Source organism: Clostridioides sp. LIBA-7678 (assembly GCF_056716065.1).
This window is the reverse complement of sequence record NZ_CP196987.1, coordinates 1958660-1983686: the sequence shown is the minus strand read 5'-3', so window position 1 is coordinate 1983686 and position 25027 is coordinate 1958660. Positions and strand designations below refer to the sequence as shown.

The 25027-nt window shown below is 27.9% G+C and carries 24 protein-coding genes; 2 read left to right on the top strand and 22 right to left on the bottom strand.

Annotated elements, in window-relative coordinates; all coding sequences use genetic code 11:
- Positions 1-209: 209 nt before the first annotated feature.
- From ACTG46_RS09605 to ACTG46_RS09575, 7 genes are all read right to left on the bottom strand, one after another.
- A complete protein-coding gene (locus tag ACTG46_RS09605; protein WP_054270252.1) occupies positions 210-587 on the bottom strand; it encodes a C-GCAxxG-C-C family (seleno)protein in 378 nt (125 codons plus the stop codon).
- Positions 588-701: 114 nt separating this feature from the next.
- The gene (locus ACTG46_RS09600; protein WP_054270251.1) at positions 702-1196 is read right to left on the bottom strand and encodes a methylated-DNA--[protein]-cysteine S-methyltransferase; all 495 of its coding nucleotides are present in this window, start codon (positions 1194-1196) and stop codon (positions 702-704) included.
- A 147-nt stretch (positions 1197-1343) separates the two neighbouring features.
- The gene (locus tag ACTG46_RS09595; protein ID WP_479924013.1) at positions 1344-5597 is read right to left on the bottom strand and encodes an acyl-CoA dehydratase activase-related protein; all 4254 of its coding nucleotides are present in this window, start codon (positions 5595-5597) and stop codon (positions 1344-1346) included.
- A gap of 367 nt (positions 5598-5964) precedes the next feature.
- The gene (locus ACTG46_RS09590) at positions 5965-7134 is read right to left on the bottom strand and encodes a CD0519/CD1768 family membrane protein (RefSeq protein WP_054270249.1); all 1170 of its coding nucleotides are present in this window, start codon (positions 7132-7134) and stop codon (positions 5965-5967) included.
- Positions 7135-7519: 385 nt separating this feature from the next.
- The gene (gene gap / locus ACTG46_RS09585) at positions 7520-8536 is read right to left on the bottom strand and encodes a type I glyceraldehyde-3-phosphate dehydrogenase (RefSeq protein ID WP_021384519.1); all 1017 of its coding nucleotides are present in this window, start codon (positions 8534-8536) and stop codon (positions 7520-7522) included.
- 437 nt (positions 8537-8973) lie between these two features.
- The gene (locus ACTG46_RS09580; RefSeq protein WP_479924012.1) at positions 8974-9582 is read right to left on the bottom strand and encodes an NUDIX hydrolase; all 609 of its coding nucleotides are present in this window, start codon (positions 9580-9582) and stop codon (positions 8974-8976) included.
- 73 nt (positions 9583-9655) lie between these two features.
- Positions 9656-10357: a B3/B4 domain-containing protein gene (locus ACTG46_RS09575; protein WP_054270247.1), complete on the bottom strand. Its 702-nt coding sequence runs from the start codon at positions 10355-10357 to the stop codon at positions 9656-9658.
- 225 nt (positions 10358-10582) lie between these two features.
- Here ACTG46_RS09575 and ACTG46_RS09570 point away from each other — a divergent pair, with 225 nt between their 5' ends.
- A complete protein-coding gene (locus ACTG46_RS09570) occupies positions 10583-10849 on the top strand; it encodes a DUF1294 domain-containing protein (protein WP_054276665.1) in 267 nt (88 codons plus the stop codon).
- Positions 10850-10950: 101 nt separating this feature from the next.
- On the opposite strand, the gene ACTG46_RS09565 is transcribed toward ACTG46_RS09570, so the two are convergent.
- The 13 genes from ACTG46_RS09565 to ACTG46_RS09505 all read right to left on the bottom strand — a co-directional run bounded on the left by ACTG46_RS09565 (position 10951) and on the right by ACTG46_RS09505 (position 20991).
- Entirely contained in the window at positions 10951-11370 is a 420-nt protein-coding gene (locus tag ACTG46_RS09565) for a YjdF family protein (protein ID WP_054270245.1), read from the bottom strand.
- Between the two features lie 167 nt (positions 11371-11537).
- Positions 11538-12320, bottom strand: coding sequence for a PhzF family phenazine biosynthesis protein (locus ACTG46_RS09560; protein WP_479924011.1), 783 nt, complete (start codon positions 12318-12320; stop codon positions 11538-11540).
- 31 nt (positions 12321-12351) lie between these two features.
- Positions 12352-13113, bottom strand: coding sequence for an EFR1 family ferrodoxin (locus tag ACTG46_RS09555; protein ID WP_479924010.1), 762 nt, complete (start codon positions 13111-13113; stop codon positions 12352-12354).
- A 19-nt stretch (positions 13114-13132) separates the two neighbouring features.
- Positions 13133-14359 (bottom strand): RtcB family protein, encoded by a 1227-nt coding sequence (locus ACTG46_RS09550; protein ID WP_167640195.1) that lies wholly within the window; start codon positions 14357-14359, stop codon positions 13133-13135.
- Positions 14360-14608: 249 nt separating this feature from the next.
- Entirely contained in the window at positions 14609-15439 is an 831-nt protein-coding gene (locus ACTG46_RS09545) for a class I SAM-dependent methyltransferase (protein ID WP_479924009.1), read from the bottom strand.
- 353 nt (positions 15440-15792) lie between these two features.
- On the bottom strand, positions 15793-16695 hold the full coding sequence (locus ACTG46_RS09540) for an SPL family radical SAM protein (RefSeq protein ID WP_479924008.1): 903 nt from the start codon (positions 16693-16695) through the stop codon (positions 15793-15795).
- Positions 16696-16748: 53 nt separating this feature from the next.
- Entirely contained in the window at positions 16749-17210 is a 462-nt protein-coding gene (locus ACTG46_RS09535; RefSeq protein ID WP_219674042.1) for a pyrimidine dimer DNA glycosylase/endonuclease V, read from the bottom strand.
- 51 nt (positions 17211-17261) lie between these two features.
- Entirely contained in the window at positions 17262-17717 is a 456-nt protein-coding gene (gene def, locus ACTG46_RS09530; protein ID WP_054276658.1) for a peptide deformylase, read from the bottom strand.
- Positions 17698-17952, bottom strand: coding sequence for a helix-turn-helix transcriptional regulator (locus ACTG46_RS09525; protein WP_054276657.1), 255 nt, complete (start codon positions 17950-17952; stop codon positions 17698-17700). The genes def and ACTG46_RS09525 overlap by 20 nt, the downstream gene beginning before the upstream one ends.
- 96 nt (positions 17953-18048) lie before the next feature.
- Positions 18049-18765, bottom strand: coding sequence for an ABC transporter permease (locus tag ACTG46_RS09520; RefSeq protein WP_243193740.1), 717 nt, complete (start codon positions 18763-18765; stop codon positions 18049-18051).
- Positions 18762-19445 carry a fluoroquinolone export ABC transporter permease subunit gene (locus tag ACTG46_RS09515; RefSeq protein WP_231300894.1) on the bottom strand — a complete coding sequence of 228 codons (684 nt, stop codon included), beginning with the start codon at positions 19443-19445 and terminating at the stop codon, positions 18762-18764. The genes ACTG46_RS09520 and ACTG46_RS09515 overlap by 4 nt, the downstream gene beginning before the upstream one ends.
- Positions 19442-20287 carry an ABC transporter ATP-binding protein gene (locus ACTG46_RS09510; protein ID WP_479924007.1) on the bottom strand — a complete coding sequence of 282 codons (846 nt, stop codon included), beginning with the start codon at positions 20285-20287 and terminating at the stop codon, positions 19442-19444. Before ACTG46_RS09510 ends, ACTG46_RS09515 begins: the two co-directional genes overlap by 4 nt.
- A gap of 113 nt (positions 20288-20400) precedes the next feature.
- The gene (locus ACTG46_RS09505) at positions 20401-20991 is read right to left on the bottom strand and encodes a TetR/AcrR family transcriptional regulator (protein WP_223195669.1); all 591 of its coding nucleotides are present in this window, start codon (positions 20989-20991) and stop codon (positions 20401-20403) included.
- A gap of 277 nt (positions 20992-21268) precedes the next feature.
- On the opposite strand from ACTG46_RS09505, the gene ACTG46_RS09500 reads away from it, so the two are divergent.
- Positions 21269-21502 (top strand): hypothetical protein, encoded by a 234-nt coding sequence (locus tag ACTG46_RS09500; protein WP_054270232.1) that lies wholly within the window; start codon positions 21269-21271, stop codon positions 21500-21502.
- Between the two features lie 179 nt (positions 21503-21681).
- Here the strand turns inward: ACTG46_RS09500 and ACTG46_RS09495 are convergent, their stop codons facing one another.
- Both ACTG46_RS09495 and ACTG46_RS09490 read right to left on the bottom strand, forming a co-directional pair.
- A complete protein-coding gene (locus ACTG46_RS09495; RefSeq protein ID WP_479924006.1) occupies positions 21682-24069 on the bottom strand; it encodes a cell wall-binding cysteine protease Cwp13 in 2388 nt (795 codons plus the stop codon).
- A 192-nt stretch (positions 24070-24261) separates the two neighbouring features.
- A complete protein-coding gene (locus ACTG46_RS09490) occupies positions 24262-25017 on the bottom strand; it encodes an acyl-CoA dehydratase activase (protein ID WP_054270230.1) in 756 nt (251 codons plus the stop codon).
- Between the last annotated feature and the right edge of the window lie 10 nt (positions 25018-25027).

Below are 25027 nucleotides of genomic sequence, written 5' to 3'. Positions count from 1 at the left end.
ATCTCCCTCATAACAAACATCTATTTAAACAAAGTATAATATATCCAAGAATGGATATAAATAAATGTCTATATTAAAAAAAATTCTAAAATTCTGCTAAAATCACTTACTATTTATTTACAAACAGTAATCATAAAATATTATAAACTTATTGATTATAGGCTAAAAAAATAAGCTATCAAATAATTTATACTTGATAGCTTATTTTTTTATAGTTCTTTTTTTAAAGTTTCCTTTAGACTATCATATGCAAAATCCATTATCTCTCTACATGCAACTAAATCTTTTTTTAAGTCTATACATAGTTCTGAGCCATACTCTTTTCTTACTGTTGTAGTCAAATCTTTAGCATACACTTTAGCTTTAGTACTTTCATCTTCATGATTTCTGCCTTTTACATATCCAATTATTATATTTGAGGCATTTACTGCACCACATAAACTAGCAACTCCACAACCTGAACCTAGTCCACTTCCTAAACAAACTGGTATATCTGTATTAAATTCCTCATTATATGCTTTTATAACTGATTCTGCACAATTAAAACCTTTTTCATGATATTTTGATGCTATAACTTTATTACACATTAAAATTCCCCCTCGTATTTATAAATTAAAATATTTTTTTGATATTTTTGTAAAAAACACTTCTTTTTACCATTATTATATCAAATTTTAACAACAAAAACACTTTTTTCTAGATTATATACTTTTTTCTAAGTTTAATAGTATCTCTTTCAAATCAGAATGATTTCCCATATATCCACCAATATTATTTTTACCAACCACTCTATGGCAAGGTATTATTATTGGAATTTTATTACTTTTACTTGCTTGTCCTATTGCTCTCACCGATTTTGGATTATTTATATTTTGTGCTATATCTGAATAATACAAGGTCTCTCCATATGGTATTTTTAACATTTCCCTATAAACTGATTTTTGAAACTCAGTCCCTTCAATACGAATATCTAAATCAAATGCCTTTCTTTTCCCCTTAAAATAATCATCTATCTGATTTATAGCTTCTTTTAAATCTTCCTTGCTTCTTTTTATGTCAATTCCTTTTTTGATATATTCATCTTTTAATTTATTAAACTTTTCATCTCCTATATCTATGCTGACTATAAAACCATCTTCACTTAATATGTACAAATTTCCTATTTTAGATTGATAAACATCATATACTAGATTCATATAACTTTCCCCCTTTACTCTAGTATACATATAATTTTTTAACTAATAAAGAGTTACCCTAAAAAATAGGATAACTCTTCTTTTATAACTGCTTAATATATAATATTTTTTTAATTTATTAACTTTTAATATATCAAAACATCACTTTTATATATTTTTGAAAGCTTTAGAAAGCATAAGTTTTATTCTGTTAAGCTGATTTACCTCACTTGCAGAAGGGTCATAATCAATAGGTATTATATTTGCATTTTTATACAATCTTTTTAATTCTTTTATAGAACCTTTACCAATTATATGATTAGGCAAACATCCAAAAGGTTGCATACAAATAATATTTTCTACACCTTCATTTAAAAGCTCAACCATCTCTCCAGTTAAAAGCCAACCTTCTCCAGTTTGATTACCTAATGACACTACTGGTTCTGTATTTTTAGCAACAGTCTTTATGTTCCCTGGTGCATAAAATCTTTTGCTCTTATCAAGTGCCTTCTTATACACCCTTTGGTATATTCCAGTTATGTATATAAATGCTTCTCCTATAATTCTACTCTTTCTACTTCCCTCTAAATGAGTATGTTTATAAATAGTATTGAATGCACAACTTAAGAAGAAATTTGTAAGGTCTGGAACAACTGCTTCGGCACCTTCTCGCTCCAATATATCTACTAAATTATTATTTGCGATTGGATGGAATTTCACTAAAATTTCTCCTACTAAACCTACTTTTGGTTTTTTTACATCAAGTATCTCTAAGTTATCAAATTCCTTTACTATATCTTTTATATTTTTAGTAAATACAGAAATCTTTGCTTTGACAAGAGAAGTTTTGCATATATCAACCCATTTCTCATATAGAGTATTTGCACTTCCAGTTACCTTTTCATATGGTCTCACCCTATAAAGTACCTTCATCAATAAATCTCCATATACAACTGCCATAAAAAGTCTATTGATTAATTTTAGTGAGATATTATCCATTATTCCGCTATCTTCTATTCCATTTACACTAAGTGCTATTACAGGAACATCTTTAAATCCAGCATCATACATAGCTTTTCTCAAGAATCCAATATAATTTGTAGCTCTACACCCTCCACCAGTCTGAGTTATAGTAACAGAGGTGTTATTTAAATCATATTTACCAGATTTTAATGCTGTTATTAATTGACCCACGACTATTATAGCTGGATAACATGCATCATTATTTACATATCTTAGTCCCTCTTCAATTACATTGCTATCTGTATCTTTTAAAACCTCTATATTATAATCACTTAAATTCATAGCCTTTTCAAGAAATTGAAAATGTATTGGAGACATTTGTGGAGCTAATATAGTATGTTTGTTCGTTATTTGATTATTTTTAGCATATTGTATCCTATTTATCTTTATATTTTTAACATCTATATTTTTGCTTTCTCTTTCAAACATGGCTGCTTTTAAAGACCTCATTCTTATTTTAGCAGCACCTAAATTGTTGCCTTCATCAATCTTTATGATAGTATATATCTTTGATTTTTCATTAAGTATTTCCTGAACTTGGTCTGTGGTTACTGCATCCAATCCACATCCAAATGAATTAAGTTGAACCAATTCTAAATAATTTTTATCTCTCACAAAGCTTGCTGCTTTATACAATCTTGAATGATATACCCATTGGTCTACAACTCTAAGAGGTCTTTGTATATTTGCTAGGTGGCATATTGAATCTTCAGTAAGTACTGCCATATCTAATGAGTTTATAAGTTCTGGCATACCATGATTTATTTCTGGGTCTATATGATATGGTCTCCCACATAACACAATCCCCTTCATATCTCTTTCTTTTATTTCTTTAAGTGCTCTTTCTCCTGCAGCCTGTATTTCCATTTTAAAGGAATTTTGTTCATCAGTGGCTTTATCAACTGCATTATTAATTTCTTCTTTAGTTATATTTATATCTGAAAAACTTTTTGATAATTCTTCATAAAGTCTTTTTTTCAATTTTTCTTTGTCATTTAGACTTATAAATGGATTTATATAGTTTATGTTCTTATTTCTTATATTTTCCACATTATTTTTTATTACTTCAGAATATGATATTACAACAGGACAGTTATAATAATTATCAGCACTTGAATCCTCTTTATTTTCATTCGTTATGCTTGGATAAAATATATTTTTTATGCCCTTTGCAATTAAGTTTTCTATATGTCCATGAACTAATTTTCCTGGATAGCAAACTGTTTCAGAAGCAATACTAGTTATACCAGTTTCATATAATCGTTTTGATGACCTATCTGAAAGTACAACTCTAAATCCCATATTATTGAAAAAAGTAAACCAAAATGGATAATCTTCATACATATTTAATACTCTTGGTATCCCAATCTCTCCATTTTTTGCTTCTTCTTTTTCTAGTGGTTTGTATCTAAAAATCCTATCATATTTGTACTTAAATAAATTTATTGGTTTTTTCTTTTCTAGTCCTATTTTTTTATCGCCATAGATAGCTTCGCCTTTCTCACATCTATTTCCTGAAATAAAAATTTCATTATCAGAAAATTTATTTATAGTAAGAAGACAATGATTTGAGCATCCTTTACATCTAGTTACACTCGATTCTAGCTTTATATTATTCAATTCTTCCTTAGATAATAAAGATGTTTGATAGCCACTTTCATACTTTTCTTTTGCTATAAGTGCTGAACCAAAAGCACCCATAATGCCTGAAATATTAGGTCTAATTACATTTTTTTCAATTAATTTTTCAAAGCTTCTAAGCACCAAATCATTATAAAATGTTCCACCTTGTACAACAATATTGCTACCAATTTCATTTAAATCTCTAATTTTTATTACTTTAAACAAAGCATTTTTTATTACAGAATAAGATAACCCTGCTGATATATCTCCAATACTTGCTCCTTCTTTTTGAGACTGTTTTACTCTAGAATTCATAAACACAGTACATCTTGAACCTAAGTCTACAGGACTTTGAGAATAAATCCCTTCATGTGCAAATTCTTCTATTGTCATAGATAGAGAAGTTGCAAATGTTTCTAAAAATGAGCCACAACCTGAAGAACAAGCTTCATTTAATATTATATTGTCAATTACTCCATCTTTTATTTTTAGGCACTTCATGTCTTGGCCACCAATATCAAGTATAAAATCTACATCTTTATTGAAAAATTTAGCAGCTTTATAATGTGCTATAGTTTCTATTTCTCCATTATCAATTTTTAATGCTTTTTTAATAAGACCTTCTCCATATCCAGTTACAGTTGAGCTCAGTATTTTAACGTCCTTTGGCAAGATATCATATATTTCGTTTATAACTTTAATAGTAGTTTTTAATGGATTTCCTTCATTACTATTATAATAAGAATATACAAGTCTTCCTTCTTCATCAATAAGAGCTGCTTTAGTAGTAGTGGAACCTGCATCAATTCCTAAATAGCAATTACCTTTGATTGAATTTATATCTACATAGTTTATTTTTTCTTTTTCATGTCTTCTTGAAAACTCTTCATATTCGTTTTTATCTCTAAATAATGGTTCTAATAAATTTACTTCTCCATCTTCGATATTCTCTATACTATCTAGCTTTTCTATTAGAAACTCTAAATTTATACTGTCTTCATCTACTGATAATAATCCCGCTCCAATAGCGATATAAAGTTGTGCATCTTCTGGAAAAATTATATTTTCATCTTTTAAATCTAATACTCTTTTAAATGCTTCTCTAAGCTCAGATAAAAAGTACAATGGACCGCCTAAAAATGCTACATTCCCTTCTATTTTTCTTCCACAAGAAAGAACACTTACAGTTTGTACGACAACAGCATTAAAGATACTCATGGCGATATCAGTCTGCTTAGCTCCATCATTTATGAGAGGTTGAATATCTGTTTTAGCAAAAACACCACATCTTGAAGCTATTGGATATATAACATTGTACTCTTTTGCTAGCTCATTTAATCCACTAGCATCTGTCTTTAAAAGTGACGCCATCTGGTCTATAAATGCTCCTGTACCACCTGCACATATCCCATTCATTCTTTGGTCTATTCCTCCACTCAGATATGTTATTTTTGCATCTTCACCTCCAAGTTCTATGACAACATCAGTTTCAGGATGGAAATATTCTATTGCTTTTGTACTAGATATAACTTCCTGAACAAATTTTACTTCTAGTTTTTTAGATATTCCAATTCCACCTGAACCAGTTATTACAATCTTAGTATTTATATTTCCCAATTTTTCATATATACCATTTAGTACTTCTTTAACTGATTTTTTCACATCAGAATAATGTCTTCTATATTCTTTATGAACTATATTATTACTATTATTAAGTACCACAACCTTCACCGTTGTAGAACCTACATCAATTCCTATATGAAATAATTCATCCATTGTATCCCTCCATACTTATATGCTTTTTTTAATTTTTGTAAGTTCTATGGCTTTATTTTAAGTAAGTTATTCTATAATCTTTATGACTAATATTTTTATTTTATGATTATTTTATTAATCAAGCTTACTCTACTAGGCAATTCCCAATCCTAACCTTAAATTTTAAATAAGAACATATAGTTAGTGTACTAAATTTTGTCATAAATTTCTACAGATTTTTGTTACTTTTTACATAAATATAACGTAACTCTAATATCTACTTAATATTTATATATTATCTTCATTCATCAAAAAATGGTTGCCAGTGTACAAATTCTTTTTGTACACTAACAACCATTTCTTATATACTATATTTTATTAACTATACTTATCCTACGAGCATAAATATGAAGTGAGCTGCTGCTCCTGCACATAAACCACCTATTGTATGAGAAAGAATAGCTTTACCTGCTAATTGTCTAGCATTTAATGCATCCATCATACCAATATGTGTACTTAAATATCCACTCCAACACATCCCCATAGCTGTAAACACTGCTATATCATTAGGAGTTATAGCTCCTGATTTTATAAACTCTGGAACTAAAGACATTGCTGCTCCAACAGCTCCCAGTGAAGTTATAGGGAAAGCTATTGCTTCTGGTGATGTAAATCCAAACAATGGTTCTAATATAAATCCAAGTTTATCTCCAATAACTGGAAGTAATCTTATTCCTTCATATGCAGCTCCTGTATAAACCTCTTGGCCTGTAACAGGGTCTGTAGATGGTCCAAAAGTTAATAGCATGACTAATGTACATACTACTAGGACACCTGGGATTATAGCCATTCCCATATCTACTCCCATTTTACCACCCTCAAGAATTGCATCTAAAGCTCTTTGGAACACATTTCCTTCTCTGACTTCTCTAAATTCAGCTTTTTTCTCTAGTGACCCTGTTGCTTTATCTTCCTCTGGATTGTATTTATAAAATTTCTTAGTAAATGTCAACATTATTCTAACACTTACTATACTACCTATAACAGCACCTAAATTACCAATTAATGCTGGAAGTACATATTCTGTACCTTGTGAAATCATAAATGTTGTTAAGATAAGTCCCATACCAAAAGCTGTTCCTAAGTTACATAATGCTGGAACTTGATATTTTTTAAAGTACTGTGTGAATGTTTTATCTTTAGCAAAAGGTATAATAGCTGGATTATCTGATAAATAAGTTGTTATAGCTCCTGCTATACTAGCACCAGGCAATCCATACAAAGGCTTCATAAATATAGCGAAAATTTTATTAATTAATGCTATTACTCCAAACTCTGAAAGTAGTGCGCTTAATGCGCCTGCAAGAACTGCCATAGCCATAATTAAGAAAACTGTCTCTAATAGTAAAGCATGTGCTGTACTCATTATTACTTTGAACATCATTCCAGCTCCCATAATACTACCAACATATCCAAAACCAACTACTAGTAATATTAAGAAAACAAAAGTTTCCATGCTTACTGCCTTAACCTGTCTCCTGTCTGTTAACTTCTCCATTTTGAATCATCCCTTCTTTTTCTTTTGTTGTAAAGTTTAACAAAACCTTTTCTCTTTTTTAATTATACTTATAAATATTACTGTTTGCAACTTTATTTGTCATTTTTTTATCATAATTAAAATTAAAATCAGTATTTTAATAATAAAAATTTTTCAGATTTATGCAAGCTTTCGACATCTTATCCTTCATTTTAGAAAAAGTATGATTCCTTACTAATTATACACAGGTTACTCTAACGACCTAATATCCACCTATAAGTTGTAACTTGTATCTTTTATAGTAAACAAAAAAGATTATGAAAAAATTTTTCCTTCAATATTTTTCATAATCTTTTTTGATAGTTTTATGGAATTTTTTTTAAATTTTTTTTAAAAAAGTTATGTATTATTGTAATTTTTCAGCTATATATTTTACTAAATCAACTGTTCTTGATGAATATCCCCATTCATTATCGTACCATGACACTACTTTAACCATATTGTCTTCTATAGCCATTGTGGATAGAGCATCTATAATAGATGATCTAGAATCTCCTCTAAAGTCTATAGAAACAAGTGGTTTGTCACAATATCCTAGAACTCCTTTTAATTCTCCTTCAGCAGCATCTTTTAATGCAGAGTTTACTTCTTCAACTGTAACGTTTTCTTTAAGTTCACACACTAAATCAACAAGTGAAACTGTTGGTGTTGGCACTCTAAGTGAAAAACCATTTAATTTTCCTTCTAATTGTGGTAATACTCTTGACACAGCTTTTGCTGCTCCTGTAGTGGTAGGTATTATAGATTCAGCCGCTGCTCTTGCTCTTCTCAAGTCTTTATGGCTCTTATCTAATATTCTTTGATCGTTAGTATATGAATGTACTGTAGTCATTAAACCTTTTACTATACCAAATTTTTCGTCCAATACTTTAGCAAATGGTGCTAGGCAATTTGTAGTACAAGATGCATTTGAAATTATATTGTGCTTTTCATTATCATATTGTTCTTCATTAACTCCGATAACTATAGTTATATCTTCATTTTTTCCTGGAGCTGTTATAATTACTTTTTTTGCTCCTGCTTTAATATGCTTTTCTGCCTTTTCTCTTTGTGTAAACAATCCTGTTGATTCTATTACTATATCAACTCCAAGTTCCTTCCATGGTAATTCTTCTGGGTCATTATATCTTAATATTTTTATTTCCTTAGAATTTACTACTAAAGTATCTTCATCTTTTGCTTCTACTTCACCTCTAAAAGTTCCATAGCATGAATCATATGTAAATAAATGTGCCAAAGATTCTGTTGTTGCTCTTGCATTTATGGCTACAATTTCTATATTATCTCCTAATTCTTCTTGAGCTATTCTTAATACAGCTCTTCCTATTCTTCCAAATCCGTTCATTCCTACCTTAATTTTCATTATGAAATGTCTCCCTCCATTACTATGTTTTTACATGATTATTGTACACTAAACAAATCATTTGTTCAATACTTTTTCTTGATTAAATAATTAAATTCTATGTTTTTTTATTATCAAAAGAGAATTAGTGTATCATTTTTATCTGTTTTGACCCTCATTTAGTATATACTTTTTATCATGCGAGGTCTGAAGTCATTTATTTTACTCAATGTCCCTTGGGACATATTTCGCCATCTTTTTTTTGAATTTTTAAACTATACTTATTCATAAAATATACTATATTAGATACTCTTTTTTAATTTAAAATAATAAAAAACAGATAAATTATTATTTAGCCCAAAAATATATAAACTTTTAAACTTTAATACACAAAAAAGAGATTATAATTTCTATAACTAAAATAAACTTTAATCATATCTATAATCTCTTTTCTATAACTATTCAAATAATTTAGTTCCTAAACTTACAAACATCTGTAAAATTAAAAATGCTTTTGTATCTATTTTATGATTACTTGCTAGAATCTCTTTAGCTTCTTCTTGCGAGATTAAAAAAGCTTCAATGTCTTCATCAGGTTCTAAAAATTCATCTGTTATCTCTCCATCACATATACAATAAATAAATGCAACAGATTCATCACTCATTCCAGGAGATAAGTATACTTTATCTTTACTCTTATCTTTTTTGATTTCTAAAAGAGTAAGTCCTGTTTCTTCTCTAAGTTCTCTTTCAACAGAAGTCCCTATAGATTCACCTTCATCAACAAGCCCTGCTGGTAATTCATATATATAGTCATTGATAGGTACTCTAAATTGTTTTATCAAAATCAGTTTTACACTACTTTTATGAAGTCCCACTATTACAACTGCATCTGCATTATCTTCTTCATTTTTCAAATAAATGCGTTTTAGTTCTTCATGACTTTTTCTTGATGCTGCCATCCAAACCTTATCTTCATTCAATTTATTCTTATACTCAATTTCAAAAAGTCCTATAAACTTATTTTCAATCAATGGATTTACATTATTTATTATAGTTTTTTTCAAATTTACTACGACCTTTCTTTTTTAATACCATCAAGCAAATATAAATATGATGCCTTAATAAATATTTACCTTATTATATTTCCATTTCTGGATTATCTTTATCTACAAAACCTACTTTAATCTCACAATCAAAGATTTCTTTTAATAACTTCGCTAATTCTTCTCTTGCACTCATTACTTTATCCAAATTAGCATCAGTGAAACCATCTATAGGGAAAAATATATTTTTTGAACTATTAGTTATTTTTCCTTCCTCTCCTTGTCTCCATATCCATCTTCTAGTTTTTACCATATCTCCAACAGAATAGATTAATTCTCCCTCTTCCATTAACTCAACATCAGTTTCTCCAAATGGAACAAATTTATCCCCTTCTTTTGAAAATCTAACATATACATCATCATTTCTAAAATCCATATCATGCGCACCCATTGGAAGTAAATATTTTAAAGAAATAGAATTTCCTAAATCTACAATAGGATTTATGTGAGGAAGTTTCTTATTCTTAGCAACTCTTGTTGTCATTGCTTCTATTGAACTCATAAATTTGTTTGGGTTCATTCCCAAGCTTCTAAAGGCTTCTCTATATGGTATGATTTCTTCTGATTCTTTCACTTTTTTATCTTTAAAGTAATCTTCTACTCTATCTATACTTATATCTAAAAGATTACTTATTCTTTCAATTTCTTTAGTATTATCTATCCCTTTTGCTACTACTACCCCAAAACATACATTTTCTAATTTATCAAAGACTTCTTTTTCTACTATAAATTTCATTTTGTCTTATCCTCCTGTTATTTACATTATTTTCTAAGTAAATTTTATCACTTTATGTCTTATAAATATACCCCCTATTTATCAATTGTTTAAGTTTTTTAAATTTTCCAATTAATGTTATATTTAATCTTTCCAAATATCTTATATGTACTAATTGCAAATTTAACTTTCAAAAATAGAACTCTTACTTTATAATGTATAATATATTTTTATGGAGGTTAGATTATGAAAAATTTTATTTTGATATATTTTATAGTTATTAATTTTATTGCTTTCTTTTCAATGTATATAGATAAAAAAAGAGCAATTAAAAATGAATGGAGAATAAAAGAAGCCACTCTTATTTCTATGGCTGTAATTGGAGGCAGTATAGGTTCTATAACTGGTATGTATTCTTTTAGACATAAAACTAAGCATATTAAATTTACGTTTGGGATACCATTTATAATATTCCTACAATTATTATTAATATATTTTTATATTTTAAAGTAATTGAAATACAAAACTTTATTTTTCCAATAAATTAAGGTGTATGAAACTTTTGATTTCATACACCTTTTTCTAGCAATTCATAAAAAGACATCTAATTAAAATTAATGACCTTTATGTTTGGCTTTTCTCTTTTCTTGTTTCAAATTGAAAAGTCTTTCTTTTTCTTCTTCTTTCCTATCTTTAGCTAGAATTTTTTTATCCTGCTTTCTTTCTTCATATTGATGCTTAAGGGCATTTTGAGCCTTAGTTCCTATAGTTTCTTTTTCTTGTTCCTTTTTTACTTTTCTCTGCATTCTTTTGTATCCAACTTTGTCTTTGGTTATATTCTTTTCTAACTTAATACTACCAAAATCTAATGAGAAAAATCTTTCAAGTATAAATTCATATACTTCTACCTCTTTAGGTTCTGCTCCAAAAACTACTCTACATGCTTCATATTTCTTACCATCTTGTCTTTCAAATACACCTATCCAAAATGGCTCTTCAAATAAAACTGTCAATTTTCCACTAACTTTGTCCATTGCTAGTTCCTCCTATTTAGTTACTTTCTAAAGAACGGACAACCAAGGAGGCAGGTTACTGACAGCAATTGCTGCGTCTGGACTACCAACCAGACTGTGTTTTTATCTTTATAAATTAAATATTATCTTTTTTAATAATCATTGTCAATGTTGATATCAATTAATTTCTAAGTATCGATTTTTATTGTTCCCTGCATAAATAAAACTGCTTCACCAGAAATTCTCACAGTATTATCTTCTAATAATTCACACTGAATTATACCACCTCGATTAGACAGTTGTGTTGCTACCATTTTATTTTTTCCCAATCTTTCAGCCCAATATGGAATTAAATTACAATGAGATGAACCAGTTACAGGGTCCTCTGAATCTAATTCTGGACAAAAATATCTTGAAACAAAATCTGTATTACTCCCTTGTGCTGTAATTATTATACCTAACCAATCTGTCAATTTACGCAAATTTGCATAATTAGGTACATAATTTATAACTTCTTGTTCACTATTTAGTAATAAAATTAAATCTCTTGAAGAGTAAATAGCACTTGGTATACAACCTATCAAATCAATTTGTTGTGGTGATAATTCTATTTCAGTAGGCATTAGTTTTGGAAATGTCAACTCATATAGATTCCCATTTCGTGTAACTTTAAGATTTCCACTTTGAGTAACAAACTCTATTTTTTGAATATTACTATCAATAAAATTTGATATTATATAAGCTGCTGCCAAAGTTGCATGCCCACATAAATCAATTTCTGCTTTAGGAGTGAACCATCGTAATTCATAATTTTCCTTATTTTTGACTATAAATACAGTTTCTGGCAGATTGTTTTCTTCTGCTATTTTCTGCATTAATTCCAAAGGCAACCTCTTGTCAAGTACACAAACTCCAGCAGGATTTCCTTTAAATAATTTACTTGTAAATGCATCAACTATGTAGTATTCCATTCCTTATACTCACTTCCTAATTTCAATTTTCTTATATGTATTTCTCAATATTACTCTGTTCAACAACTATTTTACCTAATAATGTGATTGCTTGCTTAGGACAATTATTTACACACCGATAACACATTGTACACTGACTATTGGAAACAACCATTTCATTTTTAATTACTAAATTATTCATTGGACATAAATCAATACATTTACCACATATGATACATTTATCATCATTTATTTTTAGTTTGTCTGTATATCGATTCATTTTATTAACAAAATATAGTCTTTGTCCAAATAGTCCTACAATATGACACAAAAAACCTAACCCATCTTTTGGTGGTATCCCATACTTCAAATCTTTACTAGCTTTCTTTATTTTATTTTCTGCTTTTATTACTAAATTTCTATTGTAATCCAAAGAATGTTTTAATACCTTTTCATCTCCTATACTATCTGGCATCTTTATGTGTAGCCCACCAACAGTAGTAGCTCCATATTTTTTAAATATTCTAGATAAAACACCAGAACCATCTCCACTAAACAGAGCCATAGTGGCAATAATAAAAATACGTTTCCCATTCCACAAGGATGAATTATTGACTATAAAATCTTTTAATATTTTAGGTACATTACTATATTGTACAGGATAACCCAAAACAATGTCCTCATGATTGTGGATGTATTTTAAAAGTTCACTATCTTCAATAGAATAAGAATTTGCTGTTGTATCGTATTCTTGTAAAAATTTTTCTACACAGTATTTTGAATTACCTGTTCCACTAAAATATATTCCTAACATCGATTTACTCCTACAATTATTAATTTGATTTAAAATTATAAATAGGTTTCAATATATTAATTATGTCAACCGTATCTCTTATATTTTCTACAATCTCATCAATTGGTTTGTACGCTTGAGGTGCTTCGTCAATAGTTTTAATATTTACACTTGTTGTAAATATATTTTTCATAGATTCTTCATAATCTTTCATATTTATATTTCTTTTAGCTTCTCCTCTTGAAAGTATGCGTCCTGCACCATGAGGGGCAGAATTAACCCAATCTAAATTGCCTTTGCCTACTCCCAATATAACACCATCTCTCATGTTTATAGGAATTAGTAATTTTCTACCTTCATATGCTGCTATAGCTCCTTTTCTTAATATCTTATTTTCAATTTCTATATAATTATGTATAGTTTGAAAATGTTCTAAATCATTAAATTTAAGACCTATGCATTCTTCAATTATTCTTTTAGCCATTGTATCTCTGTTTAATTCAGCATATCTCTGTATAATATCCATATCATGAAGATAATCATCCATTAATCTTCCTTCTAAATAACATAAATCTTTTGGTATTTTAGGAGTAAAGTTATGCTCTTTTTTAAGCCTAATCAATGCATCTTGAATCTCATCTTCTCTATTTTCCTTTTTATACTTCTCTATAAGTCTTTTACTATCGTCTTCAAATTCATTGTTGGCTCTGATATAATAATCATAAGCTTTTTTTTGATAGCATTTTGCTACTCTATTTCCAAGATTCCTACTACCTGAGTGTATTATTAAATACTTATTTTTTTCATTATCTTCATCTAACTCAATGAAATGATTTCCTCCTCCAAGACTCCCAATTGCCCTGTTATATTCCTCAGTTGCTTTTCCTATATCTTTTAAACAGTATAATGATTCTATTTCTTTTTTGTAATTTGCCTTACTATATTTATTTATATTAAATCCATGAGGTATTTTCTCTCTTATGAAATCATCTATTTTTTTTAAATCCAAATCGATTTTGCCTAGATTTGCACATAAAACACCACAACCTATGTCAACTCCAACAAGATTTGGAACAATTTTATCTTGTATTGTCATGACAGTACCTATTACACAACCAGCACCTGCATGGCAATCTGGCATTATTCTTATCTTAGACTTAGCTGTAAACTCCTGATTACATAATTCTATTATCTGACTTATAGTTGTACTATCTACATTATCTGTAAATATTTTTGCTTTATTACACTTTCCTTGAACCTCTAACATCAATATCACATCCTTTTTAGCTCTTTTGAGATATATGTTACTTTTAATAGCATTAATTGTTTTAAAAGATATCTAAATAAATTTTATATAGAAATAACAATCTAAATATTAACTCTTACTTTTGTATAAGTAAATTTATAATGTATTAAAAGTAACATAAAAATTCCCATTTTTCAATATATGTGCTTTTCTTATATTATTTTATTATTATCGGTTTCAAGTTTTTATTTATCCATTTAGAAATATTTATTATTTCTGTAAAACTAATCCCATAGTCATACTATCATCAGAATATGCCTCACCTTTAACATTACTAAAAAACTCAACAGATTTAAATCCAATATCTTGAATTTCTAATAAAAAACTTTCTTTTGAAAAATAGTGATTCCAAATATAAAATACATTTTCATGTTTTTCTGTCATCACAAGGGTTTGCTCAAGTGTATTATAATCACTGTATTTACAATTATCTTGTATACACATATATCTTTCGCTACTCCAAAATCCCCCATCTTCATTTATTTCCCAGCTCTTAATCTCTTCAAAATCATTGTATTTATTTATTGTAAATACATCTAATATCAATTTTCCTCCAGGTTTTAAACTTTTATAAATTTTCTCCATTAACAATCTTCTGTCTTCAGTTGATAAAGCTCCATAATCACAATAAATTAAAGTAGCTAAATCAAATTCTTCATTGTAATTCATACTTAAATAACTTTGAAATAAATAGTTTATATTTAAATTCGTTTCTTTATTTCTATTTTGTGCATATTTAATAGAACGTTTTGAGAAATCAATTCCGGTTATCTTATATCCTTTTTGCGCAAATCTCTCTGCATATAATCCTGGGCCACACCCTAAATCAATTAATTTAGGATAATCTTTTGGACTTGCAACTGTAGCTATCCAATTTACAGAATCCTCAATAAAGTTAAAATTTCTACTTGCTCCTTCAAAGTCAACATCTAAATGAGCTTTTAATAATTGTTTTGAAATGTACTCGTCATTCCAAAAATTAATTTCACTTCTTTTGTAAAGCTCTGGTCTTTCTAAATACATACATAATTTGTTCAACAAAACATACCACTCCTTAAAATTTTTATTTTTAAAATAAAAAAACCACAGAGTTTACTCTGTGGTTTAACTTCAAAAAGATGAGTTTAAATAAGAGTAAAATAGAACCAAATATTTTTAAGCACAACAATAAAACTGTAGTTTAACTTTGTTTGCTTATTAAATTTGATTTTATTCACTCTTTTCCAGAAATACTTATATCAACTATTTTATGATATCAAGTATCACCGAACAACATCATCCTTTCATATTTTTATTTTATGAATTAATTATATATTTAATGTTTATATTTGTCAATAAGATTTAATTTAAACATTTCACAATTATTTCTCTAAAAATATTTTTTATATCTGAAATTAATCAAAAAAAGATAACTGTACATCTTGTGTTTTTTTTAATTTTTCATTCATTACCTTAGAGTAACTACTTGATAAATAATGTTTGTTTCTAAGTTCATTGACCATTTTATACAATTGATTTTTATACTCTCTATTAGCTGAGCCTGTACTATATAGTATTGATAATTTATTAAATAATTCAGGAAACTCTTTTTTAACAAAGTCAAAAAAGACACCTCTAGTTAGCCCTCGTAAGTACAATATCCCAGGCAAAACGTAATGTACATTACATTCTCTTGCATATGTAAATAAAGAATTTATATTCTCAAAATCATCTGTGATATACGGTATAATTGGCATAATATGCAATCCAACTGATGAGTTAGTTTTTCTGAACTCTTTTAACATATTAAACCTTCTCATTGAATCTACACCATTTGGTTCAATAAGTTTTTGTATATCTTTATTTACTGTTGTGATTGTAGATGCTATGTTTATGTATGTAATCCTAGATAATTTGTCAATCAAATCATAATCTCTCAAGATTAAATCTGATTTTGTGGAAATAATAGCCGGTATCTTATACTTTATTAATAGATTTAATATTTCTGGCATAATTTTATAATCTTCCTCTATTGGTTGATAGCTATCTGTAACACCACCTATATTAATTACTTCTCTATTCCACTTACTGCTTCTAAGTTGTTTCTCAAGTTTTTCTACTATATTCGTTTTCACATAAATCTCTTCAAAATAATTATTAGAATTAATATATTTATGAGAATAAATAGCATAGCAGTATTTACATCCATGCTCGCATCCACGATAAATATTTAAATCCCATTTATAGGGCATACTTCGTTTTAATTTATTACAAGCTATTTCACAATCTATTGGAATATATTTTACCTTAGTATACAAATAATCACCTCTTTATACATAATAATATCACAATATTAAATCATAATAATTAATTAGAGTAGGTAATTTCCAGACCATAATTTATAACCTTCACCATATTTATAAAGTAATATATTCCATTCATCCATGGTTATTCCTCCACAGGTCGCTTTTTCTTCTAAATTATATAAGCACTGCCTCAAATATATTTTATTGTGCCAAGAATTATATAGATTCTCTAAACTTAAACTATGCACCTTAGATATATCATTTGAGAAATTGTTATTTTCCCACTTTAATATACTTATATATTTGAGTTCATTAGGCTTATAATTTCTCTTTAACATTTCATCATGTATAATTCTTGTATAAAACTTAAACTCATCTATACTATAATCCAAGACCTTATTAACTAATAGATGATTTGGTGTACCTTTTTTATCTATAGAACCTTTTATAGCAAGTAGTTCTCTCCATTGACTTACTAATTGATTTTTAGGTAATACATCAATTAAATCCTTATGCCATAATCTCATAATTTAACTCCTCACTATAAAATATTTTCTAAATTTAATCCTAAGTATATCTTATAACTTTACATGTTCAATAATTTTATCTGTAAAAACTATACCATTTAAATGGTCTATCTCATGACAAAGACATTTTGCCATAAAACCTGAACCCTTAATTTCTATTTTTTCACCATACTCATTTAAAGCTTGTACTGTAACTTTTTTCGGTCTTTTTAATTTTCCCCATGTTTCAGGAAAACTTAGACAACCTTCAACAACAATTTGTTCTCCTTCTTCTTTAACAATTTCAGGATTAACAAGCTTAATAAGACCTTCTCCTAAATCTATAACAACTAATCGTTTTAATACTCCTACTTGGCATCCAGCCAGTCCTCCACCATTTGGTGTATTATACATAGTCTCTGCCATATCATTTAATATCTCTCTTATCTTATTATCTACATTTTCTACATACTTACTCTTTTTTCTTAAAATTTCATCATCAAAAGTTCTAATCTCTCTTAGAGCCATAATGTTCCCCCCTACTTATCTGTGCTCTTGATTTTCTTTCACTTTCTTCAAATAAAAATACACTCTCAATTGGCTCATTAAAAACACTTGAAATATCATATGCCAACCATATTGAAGGTTCATTTTTACCAGTTTCTATAGCATTTATCGCCTGTCTAGACGTTCCAACTAATATGCCAAGTTGTTCTTGTGTTAAACCTAATTTTTCTCTTAATATCTTTATTTTATTTTTCATACATACTCCATTCATGTAATGTTAACCTTACATTTCAAATGTAACATTTTTCAACCTCAATGTCAAGTTAACCTTACATTCATTCTATAAATTGTCTTACTTGATTATTTTTTTACTAAATTTTTTAAATAGTAAAAAAATCCATACTAATGATATAAAAAATGAAATAAATACATATATATAATTACTTTCCTTAAACGCCTTTGACAACCAAAATGTTGGCAAGAAAAAGAGAATATATTGTACTCTATTAAAAATAAAAAATGGTGCTAAAATACCCATTATAAAAACACCTGATAATTTAGTAATAGCCATTCCTTCCAATTTATTTGAGGATAAAGAAATCACCAACATTGATGTAATGGTTGCTTGTAACAAAGCTATTAAAGAAATTAATATGTTTGACAAGAAAGTGATTTTAGTTAAAGAAAAAATCATTAATAAAACTACTGTAATAACAAATGCTAAAATAGTTGGTATTCCAAGTCTTGAAATAAGATAACCAGTTTTACCAAGTGGGGTTACTATTAAATACCTTGAAATATTGTCATCAATCTCTCCTAATATGACCATTGTAGAAGCAAAGGAGAACATAAAAGGTGTAATAAAAGCCATAAGCAAATCAAACATCAAGAAATATGACTTTAAATTTAACTGATAGTAAAACTTATCAGACAATATATCTTGTATTAATGGTATTCCAAATTTTATAAATACTCCACACAGTATTGGAGAAACACATACTGCAAAAAGGATTGCATCTCTTTTAACTTGTCCAAACTCTTGTTTAAAAGCATTTATAATCTTTATCATAATTTTACTCCACCTACCTTTTTCCAACTACTACAAATAAAATAATAGGTTATAAAATAAGTTATTATTATCATTAATATTAAAATTAAAATATTAATTACTATAAAACTTTTATCCCCACTAATAAGAGAAATACATACATTAAAAGGATAAAAATCTATATATGATTTTGTATCAATAAATACATTGAGTATTGGTGGAATAAAACATATAATCTCAATAGGAATAGTTGAAACAATAAACTTATTTAAGCTAGATACTCTACTTGCAATCATCAATCCAAGTAAAGAAAATATAACAGAAGAAAAAAAAGTTCCTATAATTACTATTACAATGTTATCTAAATTTACTGCACTGGCAATAAATATAGCAACAATACTAGATATTATTCCTAGTGAAATTACCTTTGATAAAATGTATTCTGACACTTTTACTGGAGATACAGTTAAAGAATTTAAAACTCGTTGACTTTTCTCAAGAAGCACAATAGCCCCCATAAAAAACAATCCCATTGCTGCTGGGTCAGAATAAATCATAATTATGGCTATCTTTTCTCTCATAAAAGTCGGAAATACATTGATAACACAAATATATATAATACTTAAAATAATATATAAAAAATAAAAACCATATTTAAATTGAAACTTTATATCTCCTACTATAAGGTTTTTTAGTCTCATTGTAAGTTCCTCCCTGTTATCTCAATGAAAATATCATTTAATGTTGGTTCGCTACTATGTATTGATAAAAGTTTATTTTTTTCAATAAGCATATTCAAGTTTTTGTCATTACTAGTATTGTTCAAAAAACATTCAGAAGTTTTTTCTCCATTATCAAAATAAGTATATCTGATTTTGATAGCTCCTTTTGACATGATAAGGTTATGTGGTGTATCTAATGCAGATATTTTTCCATTTACAATAAACGCTACCCTATCACAAAGCTCTGTTGCATCCATCATATTATGAGTTGTTAAGATAATAGTTTTACCTTTAGATTTTTCTGATAAAATTATGTCTTTCATAATTTTGCTATTTGATGGGTCAAGACCACTTGTTGGTTCATCCAAAAATAAAATATCTGGATTATGTAATAGAGCTTTTATAAAATTTAGTCTAGATTTCATCCCTTTTGAATATTCAGATATCTTTTTATTTCCTTCATTTTCTAAACCTACTGATTTTAATAGTTCATCAATAGGTAGCAATTTTTTGGAATATAAAGAACCAAAATATTTTAGATTTTCTATTGCAGTCAATTTTTCATACAAACTTGGAAATTCAAAATCAACACCTATATTTTCATAAAATTTATTTGAACATTTTTTACTTTCTATTCCATTAACAACTACACTTCCTTTGTAATTGGTTATCATGCCAATTAGAATCTTTTGTAGTGTTGATTTTCCTGCCCCAGATGGACCCAAGAATCCTAGTATTTCCCCCTTCCCTACCTTAAAGTTAATATTTTGTAAAAAATCTTTATCTGTATAACTAAATGATAAATTATCAACCTTAATCATTTTATACCATCCTTTCTACTTTTTGACCATTTTAATTATATAGTCAATAAAAGATAATTTTTTTGTTTGTTAACTATTCTCTATAAAAACAATTAGCAAACAAAAGTTAAACTCTACTTTATAAGTTGTATAACTAATCCATGTATCATTAACCTTAAAGCATCTTCAAAGCAATCACTTCCAACTTCTCGTTTATATAACATAGTAAGAAAAACTGCTCTAAAAGCGCCACTAAAGCTTTCTATATCCTTATTTTTTGCATTTGGTATATAAGATATAATCTGTCCAATTTCAAAATCATCATGTTTGAAATGTTCTTCTATTATAGAATCTGGTAACTTTCGCATTAAGATTTCAAGTTCTCCACTTACCATAATATTTAAAATCGAAGTACTATCAACTAGTTTATAAAATTTCATAAATATCTCTGTCAATTGCTCACATGTAATATTTTCATCTATCCTCCCTATTTCGTACAGAATCTGTTTCTGTATAGAATCATGTATATCTCTAAGTACCTCAAAAAAGAGTACTTCTTTTGATTGAAAAAATAAATAAAAAGTTCCTTTTGGTATTTTTACCCTTCTTACAAGCTCATCAACAGTAGTCTTTCTGATACCATATTGCTCCATACATAAACTTGCTTCTTCCTTAAGCCTTTTTATTATATACTCTCTTTCTTTATCAGAATATGATTTAGGCATTTTTTCTCCTCCATTTTGACTAAAATATTTTATATAGTCAATATAATACTTTTTTTATTAACTGTCAATAGCTTTATTAATATACTTAAAAATCTTCGAAAATTCTGAATTTTTTATAGCATTTTTTATTCTATAGTGTTATAATATAAGTATAAATAATATATTATTCTAATTTTCATATCTATTTGCTTATTTTTTAACTTAGTTTCTAATAGAAGTAATCATATTCATCTTTTTAAAAATTTCATTTTTAATAAAAAATAAAGGAGTTGATTTCATGACTACTACTACAAAGAACCGTTTTCAAGATTATGTACAAGAAAACTTAAATAAATATGTTGAAGTGCATTCTTATTTTAGCAGTTGTCCTCTATATGGTGAAATTATAGAAGCAGACAGCTTATCAATTACACTTTGCTCAAGATATATAGATGACTCTAATCCAACTTTAAACGAAACTTACACATTATATTTACCATTAAGCTCAATAATATCTATTAGAACACTATAAAAAGTTAATTATATATGGGTTATTTATATATAAAATGCAAAATTTTCTGTATAAAATAACCCTTTTTATTTGTGTTTTTAAATGTATAATGTGCAAATTAAAAGCTGAAAATAAAATTTTATAATTATTTTCAGCTCTTATTAATAAAAATTACTAATACATATTAATATTTAAGTATCTTATTTAGCACTCTTTAATTTTACTAACTCTTTAAATGCATTTTGATTTGCTCCACCACCAACTTGAGTTACTTTTTCTAAAGTCTTGTTTTTAAGAACTTCTTTTTGGCTATCAGCTAATTTGTCTCCAACTAAAATTACTGGTGAACCAGTTTTAGACCCTAGAGGACCAACTGCCAAGCCATCTATCAAATCATTTTGACTCTTAATTCCATTTTTAACTACAAATGCATTTTTTAAAGTATCTTTTTTATAAAAATTATCTATTATCTTGGAATTAGTTTCATCTCTACTACTACCAGATAATCTAATTGGATTTTTCAATTTACTCTCTAAATTACTTGATAAAGATACTGTTCCTCCAATAATATAAGATTTATCTATATTTAATGAATTTAAAAAGTCATCAGCTCCTTGCAATTCGCTTTTTTCATTTGCAAGTATAATTGGTATATTATTTTCTGCTGCGGCTGCTCCTACACTAATGGCATCAGCTAATCCCTTTACTCCATTAACAACTGCTATTTGAGAAACACTTTTTATACTATTTAGTTTTTGAGCTAATAGTAAACTTGTCTTATATCTATCACTTCCTGATATTCTCTCTATTGATATGTTTAAGTTTTTTAATTGTTGTTCAATTTCTTTACTTATAGAATTCTCTCCACCTATTAAGTATACTTTCTTAACACCTAATCTTTGTATCTCAGCCTTAGTCTTTGAATTCAAAGTTTCTTTTTGTGTTAATAGTATTGGCGAATTGATAGCAGATGTAAAAGGAGTTGCTGCTAATGCGTCCACTATTGAACCTCCATTTACTAAAACTACATTTTCTGAAGAATTAAAACCATTTTGACTAACTTTGATAGCAGTTTCATATCTATCACTACCAATTAAAGACTCATTTGGTATACTCTCTCCAGAAGACTTTTCTGTAACAGCTTTTATAGTGAAATTACATGGATAGAAGTTGCTATCTCTATTTATATCAAAGAATTTTCCAGTACTATCTATAACGTAACTTTCACCTAAATTAGCTTTTGCTTTAAATGTATCGTATCCTGGTACATTTGATTCAGAGCCTATAGTTGATTCTCCATTTTTTGCCTCTATACTGACTACAATTGCTCCTTTTCCTGCTGGTATATCAAAAGAATCAATTGGAACTGTTATGTATCCTGAATATTGTGCAGTACCTTCTTTTAACTTTTTCATATTATTCTCTTGAGGTATACCATTTACTACTGGAGCATAATATACTTCATATTTAGCCCCTATACTCTCAGTTAAGAACATTACAGATTTTAGAGTCTCATCACCTCTATTAAAATCAAATACATTTGCAGCTGTTATTTTGTTTGAAATTAAAGGAACAATACTTGCATAGTCATGTTGATACATTTTTTCGTCATCATTTGGCTTTTGACCACCTTTGATTGAAAAGTTATCTATATCAGACATAAGTGTTTTATCTTCATAAGATATCCAGAAATATCCATTCTCAGAATTATAATCTCCCCAGCTATTTTTTATTAGCCAAGCACCATTTTTTGATGGTTTAAGGTTTGCATTAAAACTGTCTTTAGAATAGTTATCATCCCAGCCCACAATTGAAATAGCATGATTAGTATTAAAACTTTTTGTTGGACAATAGTATGCATTTTGATTTTCACTTTGATATTTAATATCTTCATAATAACCAGATGTTACTGCTCCATACTGCAATATAGCATTTTTTGTAGAATTTATATCATTACTTACACATACAGCATCTGTTACATTAAAAACAGTTGGAGCTGTATTCATATTAGTTGGCTTTGTAGCTCCTTGTGCTTTAGATACTTTACCATTGTATGGAATGTCTTTTTCCAATTTAGGACCTGACCAAGATGTTAAATAGCCCATAGCTTCATAATTTAAAGCACCATCCATGTCATTTACATTCCATCCATATTCACCCTCTGAAGCCCACCATCTTAGATGTTCTTCTGATAAATCATAATCTCCATAGTTATTTAATTTCAAGAAACTCTCTAAAGTTGCCATTGCAGCGAAATCCCAGCATATTCCTAGATTTTCTTGATTTTTTACTGATGTCATAAGACCTAATTTTCTAGGGTCATAAGATGCTGGTGCGGTTCTTCCTTTACTCTGAATTTGAGTACCTTCCAGTTGATATGGATTTGGTATAATACCATTATATTTTTCTGTACGTCCATTTTTAGCATCTTTTAGATATTGTTTATAAGTTTCACTGTATTCTGCTTTTTTTATCTGATTCAATGTACTACTACTGTCAGCTGATACAGGAATTGTTGACATTACTAAAATAGATATTAAAAATAGTGCAACAAATCTTGCTGCTTGTTTTGAAGCAAATTTCTTCACGCGTTCTCCCCCTCACTTTGAGCTAATTTTAAAAACTTTAATGTTATATATGATTAAATATAAATTATTTACAAATATATAATCATTTAAATCAATTATACCAAAGTTTCCCTTTATAAATAAACAAAATAAAATAAAAAACTGGATTTATCCCAAATAAATCCAGTTTTCTTGTTTTATTTTTAATATATTTTATCTAAACCCTATTACAGCAGCCCCTAAAGCTCCCATTATTTGAGTATCTTCTGCAATAAAAATTTTTCTGTCCAGTATTTCTTCTATCATTTTTACTAATTCTTTACTCTTTGCAAGTCCTCCAGTAAATGCAACTTCATCTATTATCTCACCTCTTGCCAGCATTGAAGTAGATTTATTTGCAATAGATTTAAGTATCCCTGCTGCTACCTCTCCAGTAGAAATATTTTGAGCTAAAAGACTTACAATTTCAGATTCAGCAAAAACTGTACACATACTAGATATATTAACTGGATTATGTCCTTGAGCTAATGTATCAATACTTTCTATATCACTTCCCAAAAGATTAGAAGTAATTTCTAAGAATCTACCAGTTCCTGCAGCACACTTATCATTCATTATAAAATTAAATACATTTCCATCTCTATCTAAGTTTATAACTTTACTGTCTTGACCACCTACATCTAAAATAGTCCTTATATTCCTATTTAAAAAATAAACTCCTCTAGTATGACAAGTTATTTCTGTCACTTTCTTATCAGCAAAATCCATTACTCCTCTTCCATAACCTGTCCCTACTACTTTTTTTATATCTTTTTTATCAATTTCACTACTTAACAACTCATAGACCTGTTTAGATGTACTTTTAGGGCTCCATCCAGTTGGTATAATTATTTTCTTAATAATTTTTTCACCATCGAATAATACACCTTTTGTTGCCACTGACCCTGAGTCCACTCCTATACTAAACATAATTCCTCCT

Excerpts from the sequence above, each read along its gene's own strand:
- ACTG46_RS09605 (WP_054270252.1), bottom strand. The coding sequence starts at position 587 with ATGTGTAATAAAGTTATAGCATCAAAATATCATGAAAAAGGTTTTAAT.
- ACTG46_RS09600 (WP_054270251.1), bottom strand. The coding sequence starts at position 1,196 with ATGAATCTAGTATATGATGTTTATCAATCTAAAATAGGAAATTTGTAC.
- ACTG46_RS09595 (WP_479924013.1), bottom strand. The coding sequence starts at position 5,597 with ATGGATGAATTATTTCATATAGGAATTGATGTAGGTTCTACAACGGTG.
- ACTG46_RS09590 (WP_054270249.1), bottom strand. The coding sequence starts at position 7,134 with ATGGAGAAGTTAACAGACAGGAGACAGGTTAAGGCAGTAAGCATGGAA.
- gap (WP_021384519.1), bottom strand. The coding sequence starts at position 8,536 with ATGAAAATTAAGGTAGGAATGAACGGATTTGGAAGAATAGGAAGAGCT.
- ACTG46_RS09575 (WP_054270247.1), bottom strand. The coding sequence starts at position 10,357 with ATGAAATTTATAGTAGAAAAAGAAGTCTTTGATAAATTAGAAAATGTA.
- ACTG46_RS09570 (WP_054276665.1), top strand. The coding sequence starts at position 10,583 with ATGAAAAATTTTATTTTGATATATTTTATAGTTATTAATTTTATTGCT.
- ACTG46_RS09565 (WP_054270245.1), bottom strand. The coding sequence starts at position 11,370 with ATGGACAAAGTTAGTGGAAAATTGACAGTTTTATTTGAAGAGCCATTT.
- ACTG46_RS09560 (WP_479924011.1), bottom strand. The coding sequence starts at position 12,320 with ATGGAATACTACATAGTTGATGCATTTACAAGTAAATTATTTAAAGGA.
- ACTG46_RS09555 (WP_479924010.1), bottom strand. The coding sequence starts at position 13,113 with ATGTTAGGAATATATTTTAGTGGAACAGGTAATTCAAAATACTGTGTA.
- ACTG46_RS09550 (WP_167640195.1), bottom strand. The coding sequence starts at position 14,359 with ATGTTAGAGGTTCAAGGAAAGTGTAATAAAGCAAAAATATTTACAGAT.
- ACTG46_RS09535 (WP_219674042.1), bottom strand. The coding sequence starts at position 17,210 with ATGAGATTATGGCATAAGGATTTAATTGATGTATTACCTAAAAATCAA.
- def (WP_054276658.1), bottom strand. The coding sequence starts at position 17,717 with ATGGCTCTAAGAGAGATTAGAACTTTTGATGATGAAATTTTAAGAAAA.
- ACTG46_RS09525 (WP_054276657.1), bottom strand. The coding sequence starts at position 17,952 with ATGAAAAATAAAATAAAGATATTAAGAGAAAAATTAGGTTTAACACAA.
- ACTG46_RS09520 (WP_243193740.1), bottom strand. The coding sequence starts at position 18,765 with ATGATAAAGATTATAAATGCTTTTAAACAAGAGTTTGGACAAGTTAAA.
- ACTG46_RS09515 (WP_231300894.1), bottom strand. The coding sequence starts at position 19,445 with ATGAGACTAAAAAACCTTATAGTAGGAGATATAAAGTTTCAATTTAAA.
- ACTG46_RS09510 (WP_479924007.1), bottom strand. The coding sequence starts at position 20,287 with ATGATTAAGGTTGATAATTTATCATTTAGTTATACAGATAAAGATTTT.
- ACTG46_RS09505 (WP_223195669.1), bottom strand. The coding sequence starts at position 20,991 with ATGCCTAAATCATATTCTGATAAAGAAAGAGAGTATATAATAAAAAGG.
- ACTG46_RS09500 (WP_054270232.1), top strand. The coding sequence starts at position 21,269 with ATGACTACTACTACAAAGAACCGTTTTCAAGATTATGTACAAGAAAAC.
- ACTG46_RS09490 (WP_054270230.1), bottom strand. The coding sequence starts at position 25,017 with ATGTTTAGTATAGGAGTGGACTCAGGGTCAGTGGCAACAAAAGGTGTA.